An 18,243-nucleotide genomic window follows, 5' to 3' on the forward strand; every position below is an offset into this window, starting at 1 on the left:
ACTAGTTTTTAGGTAATATAAAAATAATATCATAAAAAAATCATAGTGTATTACTACTCTGTGAAGGGAGAAAACAAGTAATACTAGTGGTGTGGATCTAACAAAAAAATAAAAGGGGGGGTTAAATTGTGACGTATCTTGGCAGTCTATTGTATTTTCCGTAGAATCTTATGATTTTACTGTACATGTAGACTAAGCGTTGGAATGGTATTCTTCCAAGGTTTGTTCTGGCATAATTTGGTGCGCGGCCACGACTGTCAATGAATGAAATAATATTCCTTGCAACCTGCACATAACTTGACCTGTAAAGTCTGCCATGCCTGTACCATCCGCTGGGAGCTGGTGGACTTCCAACACTCCCCACAGAAACTGGAGATAAATTACCAGCATTTGTATTGACCGTCGCCTTGCAAAGCAGGTAGAGGAACTGCGCCATACTGTACCCTTGCCCATTGACCGTCACTTCACTTGGCAACCTACCATAACGCTCATAATAAGCTCCAACCCTAGAAGCAGCATCAATAAGCTGACCAACACTCTGACCCTCAACAATCACAAACGTTGTAACATACCTTGGCAGCCTATTGTAGTTTCCATAGAATCTTATGACTTTACTGTACATGTAGACCAGCTGTTGGAATGGTATTCTTCCAAGGCTTGTAGTTGCATAGTTGGGTGCGCGGCCATTTGCACTGATAAACCTTATAATGCGACTAGCAACATCCAGATACTCGCCTCTGTAGAGCCTGCCATGCCTGTAACTTCCACTAGGGCTTGAAGCTGCTCCAACATCCCTTGGCATGATCGCTGACAAATCACCAACATTTATATTAACTGTTGCCTTACAAAGCAGGTCAAGGAACTGAGCCATGCTATAATCATTTCCAGCGATCGTCACACTAGCCGGCAGACCACCATACTGCCCATAATATGCCACAACCTCGCCTGCAGCCACCACAAGATCAGCTACTGTAATACCACCCGGAGCCACACTCACAGCCACCGGTGCAAGATCGCCTATCGTCACCTCATAAGTTCCTGCATCAGTCAATGTCCATGTAAATGTTACAGTCTTGGTTTCTCCAACTCCAACTGTCACTGTCCGCGTGTCCTTAACAACATTGTTCACCTTAAGCTCTGCTGTGTAGTCATCCGCGGCTGTGCCAGTGTTTGTTAATTCCGCACTCACAGTGATTGTTAATGGCGCCGTACCACTTGTAGGTGACACCGTAAGGTTACTTATCGTTATATTAGCGGCCGGAGCAGTTACACTCACAGTCGCTGGTGCAAGATCGTCTATTGTCACGTTGTAGTTTCCGGCCTGCAACACCCTACTGAATTCTACATTTATGGTCTGCCTGGCAGGAACCGTTATAGTCTTTGCATCCACTACCTGACCATTCACTTTGAATTCTGCTGTGTAATCTCCTGACACGTCACCAGTATTTGTCAGTTTAGCTGTCGCCGTAATGTTCAATGGCGCCACACCACTTGTCGGAGTCACAGTGAGGTTTTCGAGTGTGAATTGTGGGCCTTGGTAGACTATTATGTAGTTTTCTTTTGTTAGTGTGTTTTCTCCTCCTGGTCCTTGTACGGTGAGTGTTACTGTGTAGGTTCCTGGTTGTGTGTAGGTGTAGGTTGGGTTTTGTTCCCTGCTATCTATTATAGTGTCATTGTTGAAGTCCCAGTACCATTCTGTAGCTCCGGTTGACAAGTCAGTGAACTGAACTGTTAATGGTGCGATTCCTTCAGTTGTATTGGCTGTGAAGTTGGCTGTTGGTGGTTCATATTCTAGTATTAGGATGTTTTCCAGTGCTACCATGTTGTCTCCGGTGCTTTGTATTTTTGCTGTGTTTGTCCCGTTTTGTAGGGTTTCTTCTATTTGGTAGGTGCTGAATCCTATTTGTGGTTCTGTTAGGTAGTCTTGCCAGAATCCTGTGTATTCTTGGTTGTTGAAGTAGAATTTGCTTTTGTCGGCTTCGTTTGCTGAGGCTGTTATGACTATTAGGTTGGCTGTTTTTAGCATGTTTGTGTTTATGTTGTTGAAGTTTGCGTAGGCTGTTGCCTCGGTATCGTTCACTCCGTAGTCTGTTTTGCTGTAGAGCATGTCTGTTTCTTCGTTTATCCAGATTTTCTTGACGGTTTCGTTTTCGTGTTCGTAGATTATTATGAGGTATGAGCCGTAGAGTGCTGTTGTTGTGTTAGCACCTGCTGTCAGGGTCAGTGTGTTGTTTTCACCTGCTCTGAATAGGCTTGTTACATTGTATACTAGTAGTCCGCTTGGGTAATTGTATGTTCCGTAGCCTTTAGTGTCGTTGTAGTGTGCCAATGGATTTATAGTTGCATTGTTGAATGTTGCGATGAAGTCTGGGATTCCACCTACTTCGTTCCATGTGTATGGTTGGTATAATCTAGCCTCTTTTATTGTGGCTCCTTCGGGTATTGGTAGGTCTGTGGGGGTCCATGTGACAATGTATGGGTTCTGCCAGTTCGCTGATCCTGATCCGCGATATGTTGAATTACCATGGGAGTAGAGTAGGCCAAGTTTACCTTCTAGGAATAGTGCTGTGTTTATGTCGTTTCCTCCTGTGTATCTTTTGCCCTTGTATCCGTTGTAGTAGATGGTGGCACTTGTCTCATAAATATTGTTAGTTTCGTTAGTTTCCTCAACTTCATTATCAGTGTCCACTATGACGTTGATGGTTATGGGCCCTGCTAGTGTTGGTGTGAAACCATCAAATGTTACATTGGCGGTTGCACCTGCAGCTAATCCTTCAAGAGTTTGCGTACTATTATAGTCCCCTATTACAAGTCTTACTTTGAATTGGCCACTTTCAAGGTTTCCATCGTTGATTACTGCTACCTGGATCGTGTTGGGTTCATTTGCGAATAGTTCACGGTGTCCAACCCTATTACTTGGATTATATGTGATGTCAGCGACCCTAAGATCTCTCTGTAATGATACAGTAATGTTTGCTATGTTGTTGTTAATGTTAGCATCCCTTATATTCGTATTTCCGAGATAGTGCATATCTGTGTATGTTATGTTTGCGATGATTGTATAATCTCCAAGCGTCAAGTTTTGTGTGATCGTCCTTGATTCCCCCGGTTGCAACGCCGGGATCTCATGAGTAAATTCCTGACTGTCACACGTTATATTCACTGGGAATGTTGCATTCGGGTCTATTTTTGTGATGTCCGCTTTACCATTGTTCTTAACCCTTACTTGTACATTATTATTTATTACTGTGATGTTTTCGACTAGTAGATCTGCTATGAGCGGTTTTTGGTCTTCCTGGTATGGTACGTCCCCAAGCCCATCTCCGTCAACGTCATCTCCCGTATAATTTGACCAATAATTACCAGCTTCTGTTGTATTCCAGTAGTTGTTAGTTGGGTCTCCTTCTGTCTGGTTTGTATTGTTTATGAAGTAATTGTTGTATACTATGTTTCCTGTACTGGCCCCGGTTCCGGTTCCTGTTAGTCTGATACCTTTTGTGTTTTCTTTGATGATGTTACCTATGATGCTATGGTTACTTCCACCGGTTATGTAGATTCCGTAGTTGCATCCTGTGACATTGTTCCCTGTTATTGTGCAGTTTTGGGCGTTGAATGGCCATATTCCATAGTTGCAGTTTGTTACTATGTTGCCTTGTACTGTGTCACCATTTAGCGGCACGATACCTTGTCCTTGTTTGCTTGTTCCTATTGCTGTGTTGGCTATTATTGTATTGTTTCCGCCGCTTTCGACGCGAATTCCACTTTTATCCCCAACATATACTGTGTTATATGATACGAAGTTATTATTACCATATATTGCGAGCACCGATCTAGTTGTACCTGGGGTTACTGTGTTACCTATTACTGTGTTGTTCGCACCATGTGTGATTAATCCGCCTTGTACGTTGTTGTATATTATCGTGTTGTTGCCGTAAATGGTGTATAGGCTTATCCCATATTCTCCGCCTTGTACGTTGTTGTATCGGATCGTACTGTTCTCTCCATAGCCATATATACCAGCATAGGGGCAATTGGTGATGTTATTATATTCTATTGTAATGTTGCCAGTGTTCTGATCCGCTAGGTAGATTCCCATTCCCCATCCACTTGTAGCGTCTGTGATAGTATTATTTCTTATTATGCTATTCTGATTTGCAGCAGGGAAGTATATGCCATAGTATGTGAAGTTCCTTATTGTGTTGTTTTCTATTGTGTTGGTGGCGGTTGGCTGGCGGAATAGTATAGGTACACTGTCAATGTCTGTGATCGTGTTGTCCTTGATTGTTATATTACTACAGTTGTAGAGGTATGCGCCGAACCTGTTTTGGGTTAAGGTCATGTTTTCGATGCGGCAGTTTGTTGCGTTAACTAGAAGTATGCCTTGTTGTGAATTTGAGATGCTGATGCCTTTTATTGTGACATTTGTTGCGTTTAACAGGCCGATGAACCCTGCATCTTCAGTGAAAGTTAAGTTCTGGACGTTCATCAAGTAGTATATTGGTTTTCTGTTGATTGTGTTTCCTGTGTCGATATCTTCAGCAAATTTTTCGAAGACTCCGAAGTTGCGCGTGTTATTCCATAGACTGTTGTTACGGAGCGTGCAAGCTTCTGCATTTATGAGTCTGATTCCATAGTAGTTGCCAATGACAGTATTATTGATTAGAGTGCATCTGTCATATCCATCGACTAGTATGCCTGCAGCACCGCTACCAGTAGCTCCAGTAAGTACGAAGCCTTCGATCTGTGTGTCATTCGCCTTTACCTCGATAACATTGCTTCCTGTGTTGTTTGCGATGATGGTCACGAGACCATTGGCTTTTAATATTAGAGACTTTGTTAGGCTTATGTTTTCGCTGTAGTTGCCCTCGCCTACAAGTATTGTATGTCCAGCTACTGTATTATCATCGTCTATAGCATCTTGGATCCTATCAAATGTTTCATTAGTGTTTAGGTTCATGACTTTCGCTACTGTTATGTAGTTTTCTTTTGTTAGTGTGTTTTCTCCTCCTGGTCCTTGTACGGTGAGTGTTACTGTGTAGGTTCCTGGTTGTGTGTAGGTGTAGGTTGGGTTTTGTTCCCTGCTATCTATTATAGTGTCATTGTTGAAGTCCCAGTACCATTCTGTAGCTCCGGTTGACAAGTCAGTGAACTGAACTGTTAATGGTGTGACTCCTAGTGTGGGATTTGCTGTGAAGTTAGCTACCGGCTCAACCGGCTCATATTCAACCATTAGTATTTGTAGGATTGCGCCCATCCCACCACTGCTCGTTCCTTGTATCCTTGCCATGTTTTCTGTGCTGCTTAACTTACCTGTGACATTGAATATCTCGGGGTATGATGTTTTGCTGTTTCCTTGCCACACGTTCAATCCTAAGGTTTCATCGTTGAAGTACACGTTTCCTTCGTTGGGTCCGGCATGTGTGCCCCATGCCATATAGGTTGCATTTGAAACTCTATCCACATCAGGTATGCCCGGGAAGTTTATGTATGCGACGCATTCTTCAGGTTGCACGCCAAAGTTTGAGTCAAGGAGGAGGATATCATATTCTTCGTTTATGTAGATATGAGTGAGTGGTCTTGATGTGTCATTGTAGATCACTAGGAGTGTGAATGGGAACATGCTGAGTGTATGTGTCTGGCTGCTTGCCGGTACTGATAATGTGACATTTACTATATTGTCTTGGTTTTTCTTGTAGTATTCTGTCACATCATAGACTAGTAATCCATATTTGTAGGTGGCGTAGGCTCCGCAGTTTGATTGGTCCCAGTACCATCTTGTGTAGTTCCCTGGTTGGAATGTGGCTTCGTTGAATTGTATTGTGAGACATGTTAATGCTGCGCCTTCTTCTGGTTGTATGCCCTTGTTATCCCAATTGTACGGTGCATACAAGTAAGCTTTAACTGGTGTGGCATTTTCTGGTATGCTGGGTTGTGTTCCATTAAATATTACTGTGTAGTTTGACCATCCGCTGGTTCCACTCGCGTAGGTTGTGTCAGGCTGCGCATAATATGCGAGGCCATATTGGCCATCATAAGTTTCTATCGTGTTGAAGTCTGAACCGTTGTAGGCCCATCTTTTGCCTTTGTAGCCGTTGTATAGAATCGGGACTGTTTTTGTATATTGGTTGTTTGTTTCATTGGTTTCTGGAACTTCATTTTCTGGGTCTATAACGAGTCTGTAGGTTACATTTTGATTATTGTTACCATAAAGTGTTTCTGGCGTGGCTGGTCTTATCGTAGGATCCGTTATATTCACATAAACATTGCTATTTGGGTTTATGGAGGGTATGGTTGCATTTGCGACTAGTTCGTCATTGGCATATAATAGTATTTTTGTTGGTGGTGATGTCCCTGTTCCATTGTTTTTGATCATGCAGGTTATTGTATTGTTTTCTAGTGCGAATGCTGCGCTAGCCTTGATAAATTGGAATTTTAGGTCGATATTTGGTGTGTAGGTGACTTTTTGGACTGCGAGGATGATTTTGTAGTAGCCTCCTTCTAATCCTGTGCCCGGACCTTTGTGGTATGTGAATCTGTTGGTTTCGTTATTGTAGAAGTTTGTGACATTCCATATTTCGTATCCGCTGTAGCTTCCGCGTCTTTGGTATGTGCCGTTTGGCAGGCTTTGGTCATTGTATGTGTAGATCCCGTCGTGGCTTGCTGCATGCACTATCATTAAAGTGGCGTCTCTAGGGTTGGGCACTGCACCGTTGAAGCATGTTTCTCCTGTATATTCCTCGTCGTTGTAGCTGCTCACGTCATGCCCGAAATTGACCCAATATCTTGTCGCAGTTGTGCTCCCTGGGAGGTTGTAGGCCACAACTAGTGTTATGAGTTTTATGCGGCCGTCATAGGATCCGATCGTGCATACATTGGCTGTGTTGCTCGTGCCTTTCTTTGTCATGTTTGTTACATCATACCATAATAGGTAGTCGCTTGTTACGCGCATTGTATGATCGTTTACCATTAGGTATGGGTCATGGTCATGTCCCGGGCCTAAAAGCCAAGTGTTATTATTTCCTCCGTCTATGGGGTAGGTGTACGTTGTGTAGAGTGTTTGGTTGTCTAATAGATAGCCATTGTAGGTTACATTTACGTAGGTTTGTCTGGCTTCTTGCATGTTGCCTGAGTATACTAGGACGTATAGTGTTGCATTTTTGATGTAGGCATCAGATGGTATTGTATAGTTGAATGTGTATGTGATGTTAGCGTTTCCTCCAGTGTTGGTGCCAACACCACCCGGATCTGTGAAACCATAGTAGGAGTCCACTGCAACGTCCCCAGTTACGTTCCCTTCTTGGACTGTTTCAAGGGGCTTGCCGCCCACATAATTGTCTGCATAGGCCGATCCTGTTAATGAGATCACTAGTATTGTTAAAAGGCCTAATAGTACTATTTGCGGTTTTTTAATATGCTTCACCCCCATCTGTTTTTATCACCTTAGTGTTAGTTTCTTCACCCCTTATATATTTTACGAGAAAAAGTATTACTAGTTTTTAGGCAGTATAAAAATAGTATCATAAAAAATCATGGTGTATTACTATACATTCTGTAGAAGAAAGAATAAGAATACTAGTGGTGTGGATCTAACAAAAAAATAAAAAAGGGGGGTGGTTAATGGATGATGCCGTGGAGTGTTTCCTCTTCGCTTCACTTTCTCTATACTGACATTTAAGGGCTGTTCACAGCCCCCGCAGCTTAAGATGTCTAGTTTTATCTGGTGCATTTGCATGGGAGTGTTAACAACGACGAATTACATGTTCTGGATACATTTTTATCTTTTTTCCACATTCTGGGCATCTATTGTCTCTGATCCTATAATCTATGATCCTATATGATGATCTTTTTATGAGTAGACTTTTACATCTGGGGCAATATGTATGTTCAAACTTGTGGCCTGGTACATTACCTATATACACGTAGTTGATACCTGCTTTCTGGGCCTTTTGAACGGCCTCTTCAAGCACTTCTATACTTGTAGGCGGATTTGTGAACTTATATGCTGGATAATATCTTGTGAAATGTAGTGGTGTGTCTTCACCCGCAAATTTCAAGTGGTTTTCTATCACCCAATCTATGTCGTCCTCGTTCACACCAGTAATAACGAGGTTTATGATTTCTACATGGACTCCATTCTCCAGAGCTTTTTTAACGTTCCTCCAAACCTTGTATACGTCTACGCCTCCACAGTATTTCTCGTAGACTTCTTCTCCACCTTTTATGTCTATGTTTAATCCTGTGAGTCCAGCTTCTACAAGGGCCATTAGAGCTTCTAGTGTCATGTAACCATTGGAGACATAGCATGCATAGAGATCATGTTTTCTTCCGAGTTGGAAAAGGTCTATGGCGTATTCAGTTAAAAGGGTTGGTTCTTGGAAGCTGATGCATAATCCTTTGTCATGGTTTATTAGGGCTTTTTTTATAACAGCCTCTGGTGGCGTGTATGGGCCTGATGGAAGGCTCCTTGAAATATGGTAGTTTTGGCACCATGGACATGAAAAGTTGCAAGAATAGGTTGCAATTGTAAGGGAGGTTGAACCTGGCCAGTAGTGATAGAATGGTTTTATTTCTATTGGCCTGCTTTCTATTGCACTTAAACGTCCATAGGTGAGTGTGTATAATTTGCCGTTTTTATTGAATCTTACGTTGCAGGTTCCATATTCCTTGTTTGAGAGTTTGCATCTTCTTTCACAGAGTGTGCATTGGATTTTCTCATTTATGTTCTTGTAGAATGGGCTGGTTTTCATCAGATTGTTATATTTTGTCCCCCCACATTTATTTTATTGTGGGGGGCGTTTCACACATTGGAGGAGGGGAGGTATGTTAGGAGGGAAAAAATGGCTTTTCAAGGATTTTATGAATAATATTAGTGGTTAATATTACGAATTGTAATCTAGTTGGTATTATATTTAAGATTTTCTGTTTTGATTTTATTAAATAATTTGGGGGGGTGAGGGGACTGTTGGGATACTCTTGAGCGAAAGGGAGATTGTTATATCACAATCCTTTTTTGTCCCCTCAGGTTCTTCTTTCTTGGTTGTTGACTTAGTAGAGGAGGGAGTCCTCACCTCCATTTTAGTATTCCTTCATATAAATACATTACTACTAGAAAGTATTATTTTATTCATTGTTTTCTTGTAAGACTTCCCATCCAGGGGGGGTTGGTTTGCCATGTTCAGAAAAATAATAGGGAAGTGCCCCCCAATGGGGGGCATCTTATCTCAAAGACATTTTTGATAAGCAAATGGGGGATGTAAAGATTGTCAGGAAGCCCCCCATGTCAATTTGGAGTAAATTGTTGGACGTGCTGGTCAAAATAAGCTAGGTTTATTGGCCTCATTCCACTGATTCTGAAAAATTAAGGGATAACTCACCTACTCTATGAATATCTTGATTTCTTATATCCTTGGGGGGGTAGTTGATGAAAGGGTTTGATATCATGGGGGGGTCTGTTTTAGGGTATTTAGGTTGCGCCTCCTGTTCCTGGTTTCAGGCCGGCGCTTTTCATGGCCTCTTGTAGGTTGACTTGCATTTCCTGTAATTTTTTCATAACTCTTTCTTCTTGTCTTTGTATGGTTTTTTCACGCAATTTTAAAGTTTCGAGTTTGTCTGATAATTCTTCCTCTATTTCATCTCTTTTCGCTTTTATAAGGAGGTTGCCGGCTGACTTATACACGTCAACGCCTTCTTCGGCCTTTGAGAGTTCTTCTAGTGCTCTTTGGGTTTCCTGGATCTGTCTTTCTACTGTCTGTTTTTGTAGTGAGATTGCCTGTGCTTGTTGTTGTAATTGTTGGAATTGGGCTAGTTGGTGTTGGATGTTTTTTGGAAGTTCCATAACTTATCACCTTTTGCAAGTTTTATTATATCATATGCGAGTTTTATCCATCTGAGGGTTGAGTTCATAGCAGCTCTAAATGCTGTTGAATCCTTTGATTCTATTTTTAGTATTATTATCTTATCTTCTCGTTTCATCTTCATTTTTGATCTGGTGGATGGTGAGTTTTCTATTTCTGGTTTTATTGCCTTCCATATTATGTGGGCGGTTTTTTCATCTTCTAGTTGTATTTGGAATTCTCCTTGGATCCTCTGGGGTTTCACTTTTCAGCCTCTAGATGGATTCTTTTTATGAATATTTTAAACCCTGTTGGTTTTGCTTTATGGTATAATTCTATTATCATAGTATATTTGCCATGGGCTGGTTCCACAGACCAGAAATCATCACCATCATCTTCTTTTAATGGCATCAGACTCTTTAATAATCTTATATTCTTTATAGGCCCTTTTATTTTTTTTGTTGGTCTTGCTTCAAGGACTTTGGGGATTGCGACGCTTATTGTCATGTATCCTGTTTGTTGTCCTCTTGTGTCGTAGAACGTTATCCTACTAGGGTTTCCATGTTTTTCAAAGACGATAGCTAATATTTCATTGTATTCTCTTGCTTTTTGTAAGAGTTCTTGGATGTTCATTTTTCCCCTGTTTATGTAGGGGCATCCGAGGGCCTTTTTAAATTTTTGGCAGAATGATCTTGTCCGTTGTGAGGGTTTCCTGGATGTTGTCAGTAGCATTTATCTTGCTCTTATTCTTCTTTTCACTGGAGGAACTTCTTTGAATAATATTCTGTAGCGGCATTTTGGGCATTTATTTTCCATGTATTCTTTTAGGTCGATTCGGGCTCCGCATTTTGCGCATCTGTACAATTATTGGCCTCCTGTTATCCTTTTTATGTGGCGTGTTGCTGTTTTACCCATTGGCGTGGAAGGTAAGTATGCTCCTCCTGTGAATGTAGCCCCACATTTCCTACATTTCCATATGCCTGTGCTTATTCTTTTGACTCCGGGCCTGTCACAGTATGGGCAGTTGTGTTTCTTTTTCATCTGTTCTTCTATCTTCTTCACAACTCTTTTAGCTTTTCTACCGTAGCGTGGCCCGAATCTTCCTGTGATACCTACTTTTTTTGTTCTTGCCATTTTTGGATCACCTTGCCTGTGGTATGGTTTTGTCTAGTTCTTCCATGAGTTGGGGTATTCTCCCCTTTGTAATGTCTATGGCTTTTAGGATATCATCCTTTGTTAGTGACCCTTCTCCCCCTTTTTGCATGGCGCAGATCGTCCCGTCTGGTCGCATTCCTATTGATAGTCTTGCTGTGAGGATTTCTTCTTCGTCCAGTGATGGGTCTAGGATCATCTGATCTCCTATTTTTGCGAAGGTGCACATTAGTGCCGTGTCTTCGAGTGGTAGGGGTTGTGGGTTCTCATAATCTAGTATTATCTCGTCTTCTTCTATTTTTGCTGTGGGGAGTTTTGTGTCTCTTAGTGCCGCCACTGTTGCTAGTACTGCCGCATCGAATAGGTTCCCATCATAGTCTATGATGTGCAGGTCTATGAATAGTAGCCATACGCTGCTACCCTCCACTATACATAATTTTTCTAGGTTGAGCATGTTGCTTTCTCTTATGCACCGGTCCACGACCCTTGAGAGTTCGATTGATCTTTCGTCTGGTGGTCCTGGTTCGAATGTTGGTGATGCCATTGGTAGTAGTTCAGAATTTGTTATGATGATGCCCATGTTTGGAGTGTCTGGGAATGGTTCCCCGATTTGGGGTTTGATGCCTACGAGCAACTGGGTATTGCCGAGTTTTACTCTAGCTGAACCTTCTGCCTTTGTTATCACTCCTGTTTCTATGAATATTTTCCTGAATTCGTCTAGTGCTCTTCCATCAGCTCTTTCTTTTTTGTTTATGAGATTGATTATATTTTCGCGGATGATCTCGGGTACTATGTCCATTTTTATTCACCATATTTCTTTTTTAGGGCTTCTTTTTGTATTTTGTTTATTTTGAGGCATCCTTTTATCGCCAAATCTAGTGCTTCTTCGAATTCTTCTTGTGTGAGGTTGCCGTCGCTTTGTAGTAATGTTATTTCTTTGTTGCGTGGTAAGATGGCAACTGGCATGTCTGCCTCTCCACGCTTATCCTCTTCCTCTGATAAGTCCAATACTATTCTACCGTTCACTTTACCCGCTGCACAGGCCACCACCATATCCTTCATTGGCATCCCAGCATCTGCAAGGGCTACTGATGCTGCTGTTATACCTGCACATCTTGTACCGCCCTCTGCTTCCAGCACTTCTATGAAAACATCTATAACCGACCTTGGGAACCTTTCCAGGATTAGGGCTGGTCTCAAGGCTTCTGCTGTTATCTTGGATATTTCGACTGACCTTCTGTCTGGTCCTGGTCTTTTTCTCTCTTCTACTGAGAATGGTGCCATGTTGTATCTGCATCTTATAACTGCCCTGTCCGGTCTTTGCAATCTTTTTATCTGAGCCTCCCTGGGACCATATACTGCTACCAGTATCTTGTTACCACCCAATTCTAAATATGATGATCCGTCAGCCCTCTCTAATATTCCTGCTTCGATTTTTAGTGGTCGGATCTCGTCTGGTGCTCTTCCATCTTCTCTAGTGGCCTGTGAGACCCTTTTAAATTCATCTGGTGTGATGATAATAATCACCCCTTAACCTTCTTTATAAGTTCTGTGAGGGTGTCTCTCACCCTATCAGTGAGCCCGGATGTGTGAGCTTCCCTATCAATCATTAGTATGACCTCCCGGGCCACTTTTTCCATTTCAGGGTCTCCTTTCACCCATACGACCCCGTTTTGTCCTACTACGATATCGCAGCGTGTTTTCTCTTTTATCATGTTTATCATGGATCCCCTTTTACCGATCAAACGGGGAACCTTGCTAGGTGTTATATAGACGAGGACTCCTCCTTTGAATTTCCCAAGTCCTCTTCCCTTTAGGCCTAGTTTAACCTTTTTAACCTCGTCAACATCAACTACTTTTAAAAAGAGAACGTCACCAATATTAAATATGTTCTCAAGGCCCCTTTTTTCTTTTCCAAAGACTTCTGAGGCTGGTAGGAAACCTGAATATGGGGAATTTATATCTAATCCCCACATCGAGAATCTTATATCTGTTATTTCACCTATGACAACATCTCCCCTCTTTGGGATGTATTTGCTTACAAGGGGTATGACGCTTATCTGTTTGTTCCTTATGGATACCAAGCCTACATGGGATGAACATATCTTATTATCCTCTTTGAATGTTCCCCTGCCAGGATAATAATCGTTCTTGGCTAATACTTCACCTGGCACCACTATGTCCTTATCCTTTACTAGTATCAAATAGTCATGCCTCCGTTCTAGGTTGTATGGGAGGAAAAAGAAGACTTATTTGAGGAGTCTTGTTTCGACTTGGCCGCCTGTCATTTCACTCATTTTCTGGTAAAAACTGTCTTGGAGTCCCCCTGGTATTTCCACGATAGCTATCCATGAACCGTCTTTCTGCCATTCCTCTTCGAGTATTTTACCAAAATTTGAAATAATACCATAGACTGGGCCGGCGGATTCGCCGGGGATCTTAATGGCCACTTTAACCTTCTCAAATCTTATAGGTATTTTGGTGCGAATAGCCTTTAAGACGATGTTAACTTGTTCGTCAACCGTCTTGAAGGGGTCAACATGAACTTTAGCCTCTTTCATGGCCTTTTCTATCCTCTTGGGGGGGTGTGGGAGGCCGGTCTGTGGGTTTATAGCTTCTCTGGCTATCTTGTTAACTATTTTCTTGTGTTTGTCCTTTATCATTTGTCTTCGCTGCTCGGCTGTGAGTTGTATGCTCCCCTTTTTGAGTATTATCTTGGCGACTTCGAGTGGATCGTCAGTTTGGAATAATTTTCGCATGGTTTCCTCGGATGCTTTATCACCCTTCCTGGCGTCTTTGAACACTTCCTGGACTGCTAGTATATCCTCTATATCTGCTTTGGTTTCGTCCTTTCTGAATTCGGCGGCTAGGTCAGGGTCTACCAATATTTCGAATCTCTCCCCATGGGACTCCAACCGGGCTATAACAGCATCCTCGAGGCTTACCATCCTAATTTACTCCTCTTCCTCCTTTTCCTTCCTTATTAGAAGTTCTTCAACATGGTCTCTTATCTCATCATCTGGCAATTTCCTATACTTTTTATCCTTTGCATCGATTATTGCGATTTCAACACTCTCAGGGGTGGTTTTGCCCTCTGTGGCTTCGTATATCGCATCCAATGCTAAGTTGATGGCCTCCTCTAATGTTAAGTCATCGTGGTATTTCTTCTCGAATTCTTCCATCGCTATGGGTCTTCCGGCGCCTATTGCTGTCGCCTTGTATTCTATTAAGGCTCCGCTTGGGTCTGTTTCGAAGAGTCTGCATCCTTTTCCATCAACTCCTCCTATGATTAGTGCTGTTCCAAAGGGTCTTACACCACCGTGTTGTGTGTAGAGTTGTTTCATGTCGCATATCTTCTTAGCTAGGCTCTCCACTCTTATGGGCTCATTATATGTTATCCTATTTATTTGAGCCTCCAGTCTAGCCTTTTCTATTATGGCCCTCGCATCAGCTACTAAACCTGAGGTGGCCGCGCCTATGTGCTCGTCGATTTGGAATATTTTCTCTATTGATTTCGGTTCTACGAGTTTACTTGTGGGTCTTTTATCAACCGCTAACACTACACCATCCTTTGATTTAACACCTAGTGATGTCGTGCCTCTTTTAACAGCCTCCCGGGCATATTCCACCTGGAATAGCCTACCATCGGGGCTGAAAACTGTTATGGCCCGATCATATCCTGCGCTTTGAAGTGGTTGCATTTATATAACCTCTCATCTATTTTTTATTATCAGGATAAAAGTGAATTTTTTTGTATCATTTTTTCTTATTTAGCTTTAATAAACTTTTGTGTTGCTGAGCGTATTGTCCCCGAGATTCCGATGGTGTGGATAGCAATCCTCCTATTATCATATTGGGATGTGGAGGTTAGTGCAGCTCTCACTTTCTCCTCTTCTCCACGCTTACATCGTATTATACACTTCTGTTTATAATTTTCACCATATTTTATAGGTTCCCATACTCTTATAAGCCAGGGTTTGAACTTGCTTGTTTCACATTCTCCATATAATCTGAGACATGCACTCCATATTATTGAGACTATATCATTTTTTTCTAGTGGTTCCTCGCTTATGATCTCGACTGCAAGGTATCTTTGGGGTTCCCTTAAACTTGGGGGAAGCATCTTTAACTTCATTGGATCCCCTTATTGACTATTTTTGCTCCGAGTATTATCATGGAATCTCTTTGTTTGTTGAATTCTATGATCGATCTTGGAATTGTTGACAGGGCGTCTATTATCTCGTCTTCTTGCATGTTAATACATTTAAATAATGCTATTATGTCCCTTGGCGTTCTGAGATCATATGTTGATGTGGCGTTGCTGGTTATCACAATTGGGAAGTGGAATTTTCTGTGAAGTTTAATTATATCCCTGTAATATTCGAATAGTCTAGTGCGCACTTTCAAGTATGATCTTATAATATCATTGGTGTTTAATTCGATAGCTACATTGTTTTCTGCCGCGGCTTTTGCATGTACGTGGTTTATCCCAGGGTCTCTCCTGTTTTGGTAGGGTCTTGTGAGGATGTCGACTCTGATGTCCTCGCAGGTTGCTCTGTTGATCTTCGGGTCTCCCCCTTTTACTATGATGATGTCAGCTGTTTTTCTGAACTTGTCCACTTTCCTTCTTAATTTCCTTGGTGTTTCTGAAATTATACTAACACCTTTTATAACCTCAAAATCTTGAAACTCCTCTTCTAATCTTTTTAACGCCTTTTTCGCCTCTTTGTAGGACTTGTCAGGGTACGTGATGGCAGCTCCACTATAACCTAGTCTTCGGGCTTCTTTAAGTATTTCGCGGTCTTCTTGGAAGTTTTTACCTTGGATGTGCAGGTCATAGAATTTCATATGAGTTTCTTAATGTTTTTTATGGCTACTTCTCGACGGGCTGGATAAGCTTCTATTTTAAGTTTTAAATGGATTGAATCTCCATGTTCCACTAGTTTCCATTCTCCATTGTATGCTCTTTGTTTGTCTAATCTCAAGAATAGGTTGCCAGCTTCGTCAACGCGCCTTTCAATGTCCAAATCTCCTAGTATGGGGGTTATTCTCTCTGTGAAATCTTTTATTGTTTTTTTGTCTGCGATTTTCCCCTTGAGGAGAGTTAGTGGGTTTCCATGGTGTCCTTCGAGTTCTTCTCTTTCTGGGGATGCTGTGGGCAGTATGTTCTTTAATGCTTTGATGACTTTTTCTTCGTCTTCGGTCCCATGAACCATTGCCCTATAGGATATGTTATGTATCATCTTACCTTTTCAGCACCTTTTCCCTTATTTCTGAGGCCTCGGTTCTTTTTACCTTCGCTTGTAAGGCCTCTGAACACTCTTCCCCTTTGATCTCGGATCCAGTTTATCCTGGGGTCGTTTTTTATGTTGGGGTGGTGGGGGTCGACTAATATTACCTCGTAGTATTTGTATTTTCCGTCTTCCCATACCCAGTATGAGTTGAGAACTTCTAGGTTGGGGTATTTGCGGGCTGCTCTTTCTTCAGCTATCCTTTTAAGGCTCTTTTTTGTTGTTATCTTCCTAACACCCATCCTTTTGGGTCTTCTACCGGCTCTGAACCGGCTTTTTCTCATGCTCCCGCGTCTCACCCGCGCCCTAACGAGTACAAATCCCTTCTTTGCCTTGTAACCGAGGGATCTTGCACGGTCGAGTCTGGTTGGCTTTTCTATCCTTTGAATCGCCTTCTGTCTCCTCCATATAGGGACTCTCTCCCACATGAGCTCTCTTACATATGATTCCTTCGGAGTTTTCCATGCTTTCCTAATATACTTGTACATTGACCTTCACCCTTACATCTTTTTTTTTGTTCAGCCACTGGGGGGCCACATTCAAAAATGGTGAAAGCGATGGGGGTACTCTAAAAACTATTGATACCATTCGCTACTTTTTCTAGAATAAAAAGTAATAGGATGGTTTATAAACTGCTCTTATAAATACTTATCGCTTAGGCCGGGTTTTATTCTTCGAGGACTTCGTAGAGTATTTTCATGGCCTTTGTGAATGGTGGGTTTCCTGATGTTAAAAGCACCACCCTCAGCACATCTACTATTTCATCCTTTGTAACGCCAAATTCTTTTATAGCACTTTCTATTTGTTTTTTCACTGCTCTGTCATCTGATTTCGCGGCGGTTATGCCAAGGGCTATTAATTTCTGTGTCTTGTAATCTAGTACTTTTCCTGTGTATACTGCATCGTTTAATTCAACTAGGGCCTTGTAGATTTCTGGGTAATCCTTCTTAGCATAGATTACCCCTTTACCATAGAATACATCTTCTTTCATTTTTTTCAGCACCTCAATTAATAGGGTATTGTTTTTTGTATTATTTATTCTTTTTCCTCTGGGGTGGATGTTTTCTCTTTGAACAATTCTGATATACCGGCTATTGAGCCTAGGATCCCGGCTGTTTCTAATGGTAGGAGTATTTTTGTTGCTTGGCCATCCGCAACCTTCTCGAGGGCTTCTAGGTACTTTAGTGCTATTATGTCATTGGTTGGGTTTCCGTCGTGCATGGCTTTGAATATTGTGAGTATTGCCTTTGCTTGTCCTTCTGCCAAGGCCACTTCCTTGTATTTATCCGCATCCGCAACCTTTTTTATGGCTTCTGCTTTACCCTCTGCCTCTAGTATGGCTGCTTGTTTGTCTCCTTCAGCTTTTTTGATCTCTGATTGTTTGTATCCTTCTGCTTCTAGTATGGCTGCTCTTTTCATTCTCTCTGCTTTCATCTGCTTGGACATGGCCTCTACAATATCCTTGGGTGGTTCTATGCGTTGTATTTCCACGCGAACGACCCTTGTGCCCCATCTGTCAGTTGCCTCATCTAATACTTTCCTTAGTTGGGCGTTTATCATTTCCCTTGATGTTAGTGTTTCATCTAATTCTAGATCGCCTATTATGTTTCTGAGGTTTGTCTGTGCGAGTTTCGTAACTGCTTGGTAGAAATCAACTACATTGTATACGGCGTTGAACGGGTCGACGACCTCGTAAAATATTACGCAGTCAACCACTACAACTGTATTATCTTTCGTTATGACTTCCTGGGGTGGTACATCAACTACTTGTTCCCGCATGTCAACCTTTTTTATGGCTTCAATGAAGGGTATTATCATGACGAGTCCGCTTTCAACTGTCCGTTGATATTTACCAAGTCTTTCAACCACCCCTTTTTCATAGGGTCTTAGGATTTTTATGCTCTTATATGCGAGTACCAAAAGCACTAATACTATTATTATGCTTAGAAGATCCAATGTACATCACC

18 protein-coding genes are annotated in these 18,243 nt (G+C 41.9%); all 18 read right to left on the bottom strand.

All coding sequences use genetic code 11. From position 1 onward, the window contains the following. Window positions 1–121: 121 nt before the first annotated feature. Window positions 122–7,426 carry a DUF3344 domain-containing protein gene (locus tag ACZ5XX_RS07980; protein WP_464584209.1) on the bottom strand — a complete coding sequence of 2,435 codons (7,305 nt, stop codon included), beginning with the start codon at window positions 7,424–7,426 and terminating at the stop codon, window positions 122–124. A 313-nt stretch (window positions 7,427–7,739) separates the two neighbouring features. Beyond that, window positions 7,740–8,747, bottom strand: a complete 1,008-nt coding sequence (gene amrS, locus ACZ5XX_RS07985) for an AmmeMemoRadiSam system radical SAM enzyme (protein WP_464584211.1) — start codon at window positions 8,745–8,747, stop codon at window positions 7,740–7,742. Between the two features lie 716 nt (window positions 8,748–9,463). Beyond that, on the bottom strand, window positions 9,464–9,835 hold the full coding sequence (locus ACZ5XX_RS07990) for a prefoldin subunit beta (RefSeq protein WP_464584213.1): 372 nt from the start codon (window positions 9,833–9,835) through the stop codon (window positions 9,464–9,466). Then, window positions 9,802–10,098: a KEOPS complex subunit Pcc1 gene (locus ACZ5XX_RS07995; RefSeq protein WP_464584215.1), complete on the bottom strand. Its 297-nt coding sequence runs from the start codon at window positions 10,096–10,098 to the stop codon at window positions 9,802–9,804. Before ACZ5XX_RS07995 ends, ACZ5XX_RS07990 begins: the two co-directional genes overlap by 34 nt. After that, window positions 10,095–10,565, bottom strand: a complete 471-nt coding sequence (locus ACZ5XX_RS08000; RefSeq protein WP_464584217.1) for a Brix domain-containing protein — start codon at window positions 10,563–10,565, stop codon at window positions 10,095–10,097. The genes ACZ5XX_RS07995 and ACZ5XX_RS08000 overlap by 4 nt, the downstream gene beginning before the upstream one ends. Further along, window positions 10,566–10,697, bottom strand: a complete 132-nt coding sequence (locus ACZ5XX_RS08005) for a DNA-directed RNA polymerase subunit P (RefSeq protein WP_464584219.1) — start codon at window positions 10,695–10,697, stop codon at window positions 10,566–10,568. It abuts the gene before it with no gap. Beyond that, on the bottom strand, window positions 10,698–10,967 hold the full coding sequence (gene rpl37A, locus ACZ5XX_RS08010) for a 50S ribosomal protein L37Ae (protein WP_464584221.1): 270 nt from the start codon (window positions 10,965–10,967) through the stop codon (window positions 10,698–10,700). Window positions 10,968–10,974: 7 nt separating this feature from the next. Next, window positions 10,975–11,784: an exosome complex protein Rrp42 gene (rrp42, locus tag ACZ5XX_RS08015; protein WP_464584223.1), complete on the bottom strand. Its 810-nt coding sequence runs from the start codon at window positions 11,782–11,784 to the stop codon at window positions 10,975–10,977. Between the two features lie 2 nt (window positions 11,785–11,786). Further along, window positions 11,787–12,512 carry an exosome complex exonuclease Rrp41 gene (rrp41, locus tag ACZ5XX_RS08020; protein ID WP_464584225.1) on the bottom strand — a complete coding sequence of 242 codons (726 nt, stop codon included), beginning with the start codon at window positions 12,510–12,512 and terminating at the stop codon, window positions 11,787–11,789. Beyond that, on the bottom strand, window positions 12,509–13,189 hold the full coding sequence (gene rrp4 / locus ACZ5XX_RS08025) for an exosome complex RNA-binding protein Rrp4 (RefSeq protein ID WP_464584227.1): 681 nt from the start codon (window positions 13,187–13,189) through the stop codon (window positions 12,509–12,511). The genes rrp41 and rrp4 overlap by 4 nt, the downstream gene beginning before the upstream one ends. Before the next feature lie 45 nt (window positions 13,190–13,234). Next, complete coding sequence (locus ACZ5XX_RS08030) at window positions 13,235–13,933, bottom strand: ribosome assembly factor SBDS (RefSeq protein ID WP_464584229.1); 699 nt, start codon at window positions 13,931–13,933, stop codon at window positions 13,235–13,237. Between the two features lie 6 nt (window positions 13,934–13,939). Further along, window positions 13,940–14,686, bottom strand: a complete 747-nt coding sequence (psmA, locus tag ACZ5XX_RS08035) for an archaeal proteasome endopeptidase complex subunit alpha (RefSeq protein WP_464584231.1) — start codon at window positions 14,684–14,686, stop codon at window positions 13,940–13,942. A gap of 65 nt (window positions 14,687–14,751) precedes the next feature. Continuing rightward, entirely contained in the window at window positions 14,752–15,120 is a 369-nt protein-coding gene (locus ACZ5XX_RS08040) for an Rpp14/Pop5 family protein (protein WP_464584233.1), read from the bottom strand. After that, the gene (gene rnp3, locus ACZ5XX_RS08045; protein ID WP_464584235.1) at window positions 15,117–15,833 is read right to left on the bottom strand and encodes a ribonuclease P protein component 3; all 717 of its coding nucleotides are present in this window, start codon (window positions 15,831–15,833) and stop codon (window positions 15,117–15,119) included. Before rnp3 ends, ACZ5XX_RS08040 begins: the two co-directional genes overlap by 4 nt. Continuing rightward, window positions 15,830–16,228 carry an RNA-binding protein gene (locus ACZ5XX_RS08050; protein WP_464584237.1) on the bottom strand — a complete coding sequence of 133 codons (399 nt, stop codon included), beginning with the start codon at window positions 16,226–16,228 and terminating at the stop codon, window positions 15,830–15,832. Before ACZ5XX_RS08050 ends, rnp3 begins: the two co-directional genes overlap by 4 nt. Continuing rightward, window positions 16,225–16,764 (bottom strand): 50S ribosomal protein L15e, encoded by a 540-nt coding sequence (locus ACZ5XX_RS08055; RefSeq protein ID WP_464584239.1) that lies wholly within the window; start codon window positions 16,762–16,764, stop codon window positions 16,225–16,227. The genes ACZ5XX_RS08050 and ACZ5XX_RS08055 overlap by 4 nt, the downstream gene beginning before the upstream one ends. Window positions 16,765–16,943: 179 nt before the next feature. Further along, complete coding sequence (locus ACZ5XX_RS08060) at window positions 16,944–17,267, bottom strand: carboxymuconolactone decarboxylase family protein (protein ID WP_464584241.1); 324 nt, start codon at window positions 17,265–17,267, stop codon at window positions 16,944–16,946. Window positions 17,268–17,311: 44 nt separating this feature from the next. Then, entirely contained in the window at window positions 17,312–18,232 is a 921-nt protein-coding gene (locus ACZ5XX_RS08065; RefSeq protein WP_464584243.1) for an SPFH domain-containing protein, read from the bottom strand. Window positions 18,233–18,243: the final 11 nt, after the last annotated feature.

It is taken from the genome of Methanothermobacter crinale (assembly GCF_055397825.1).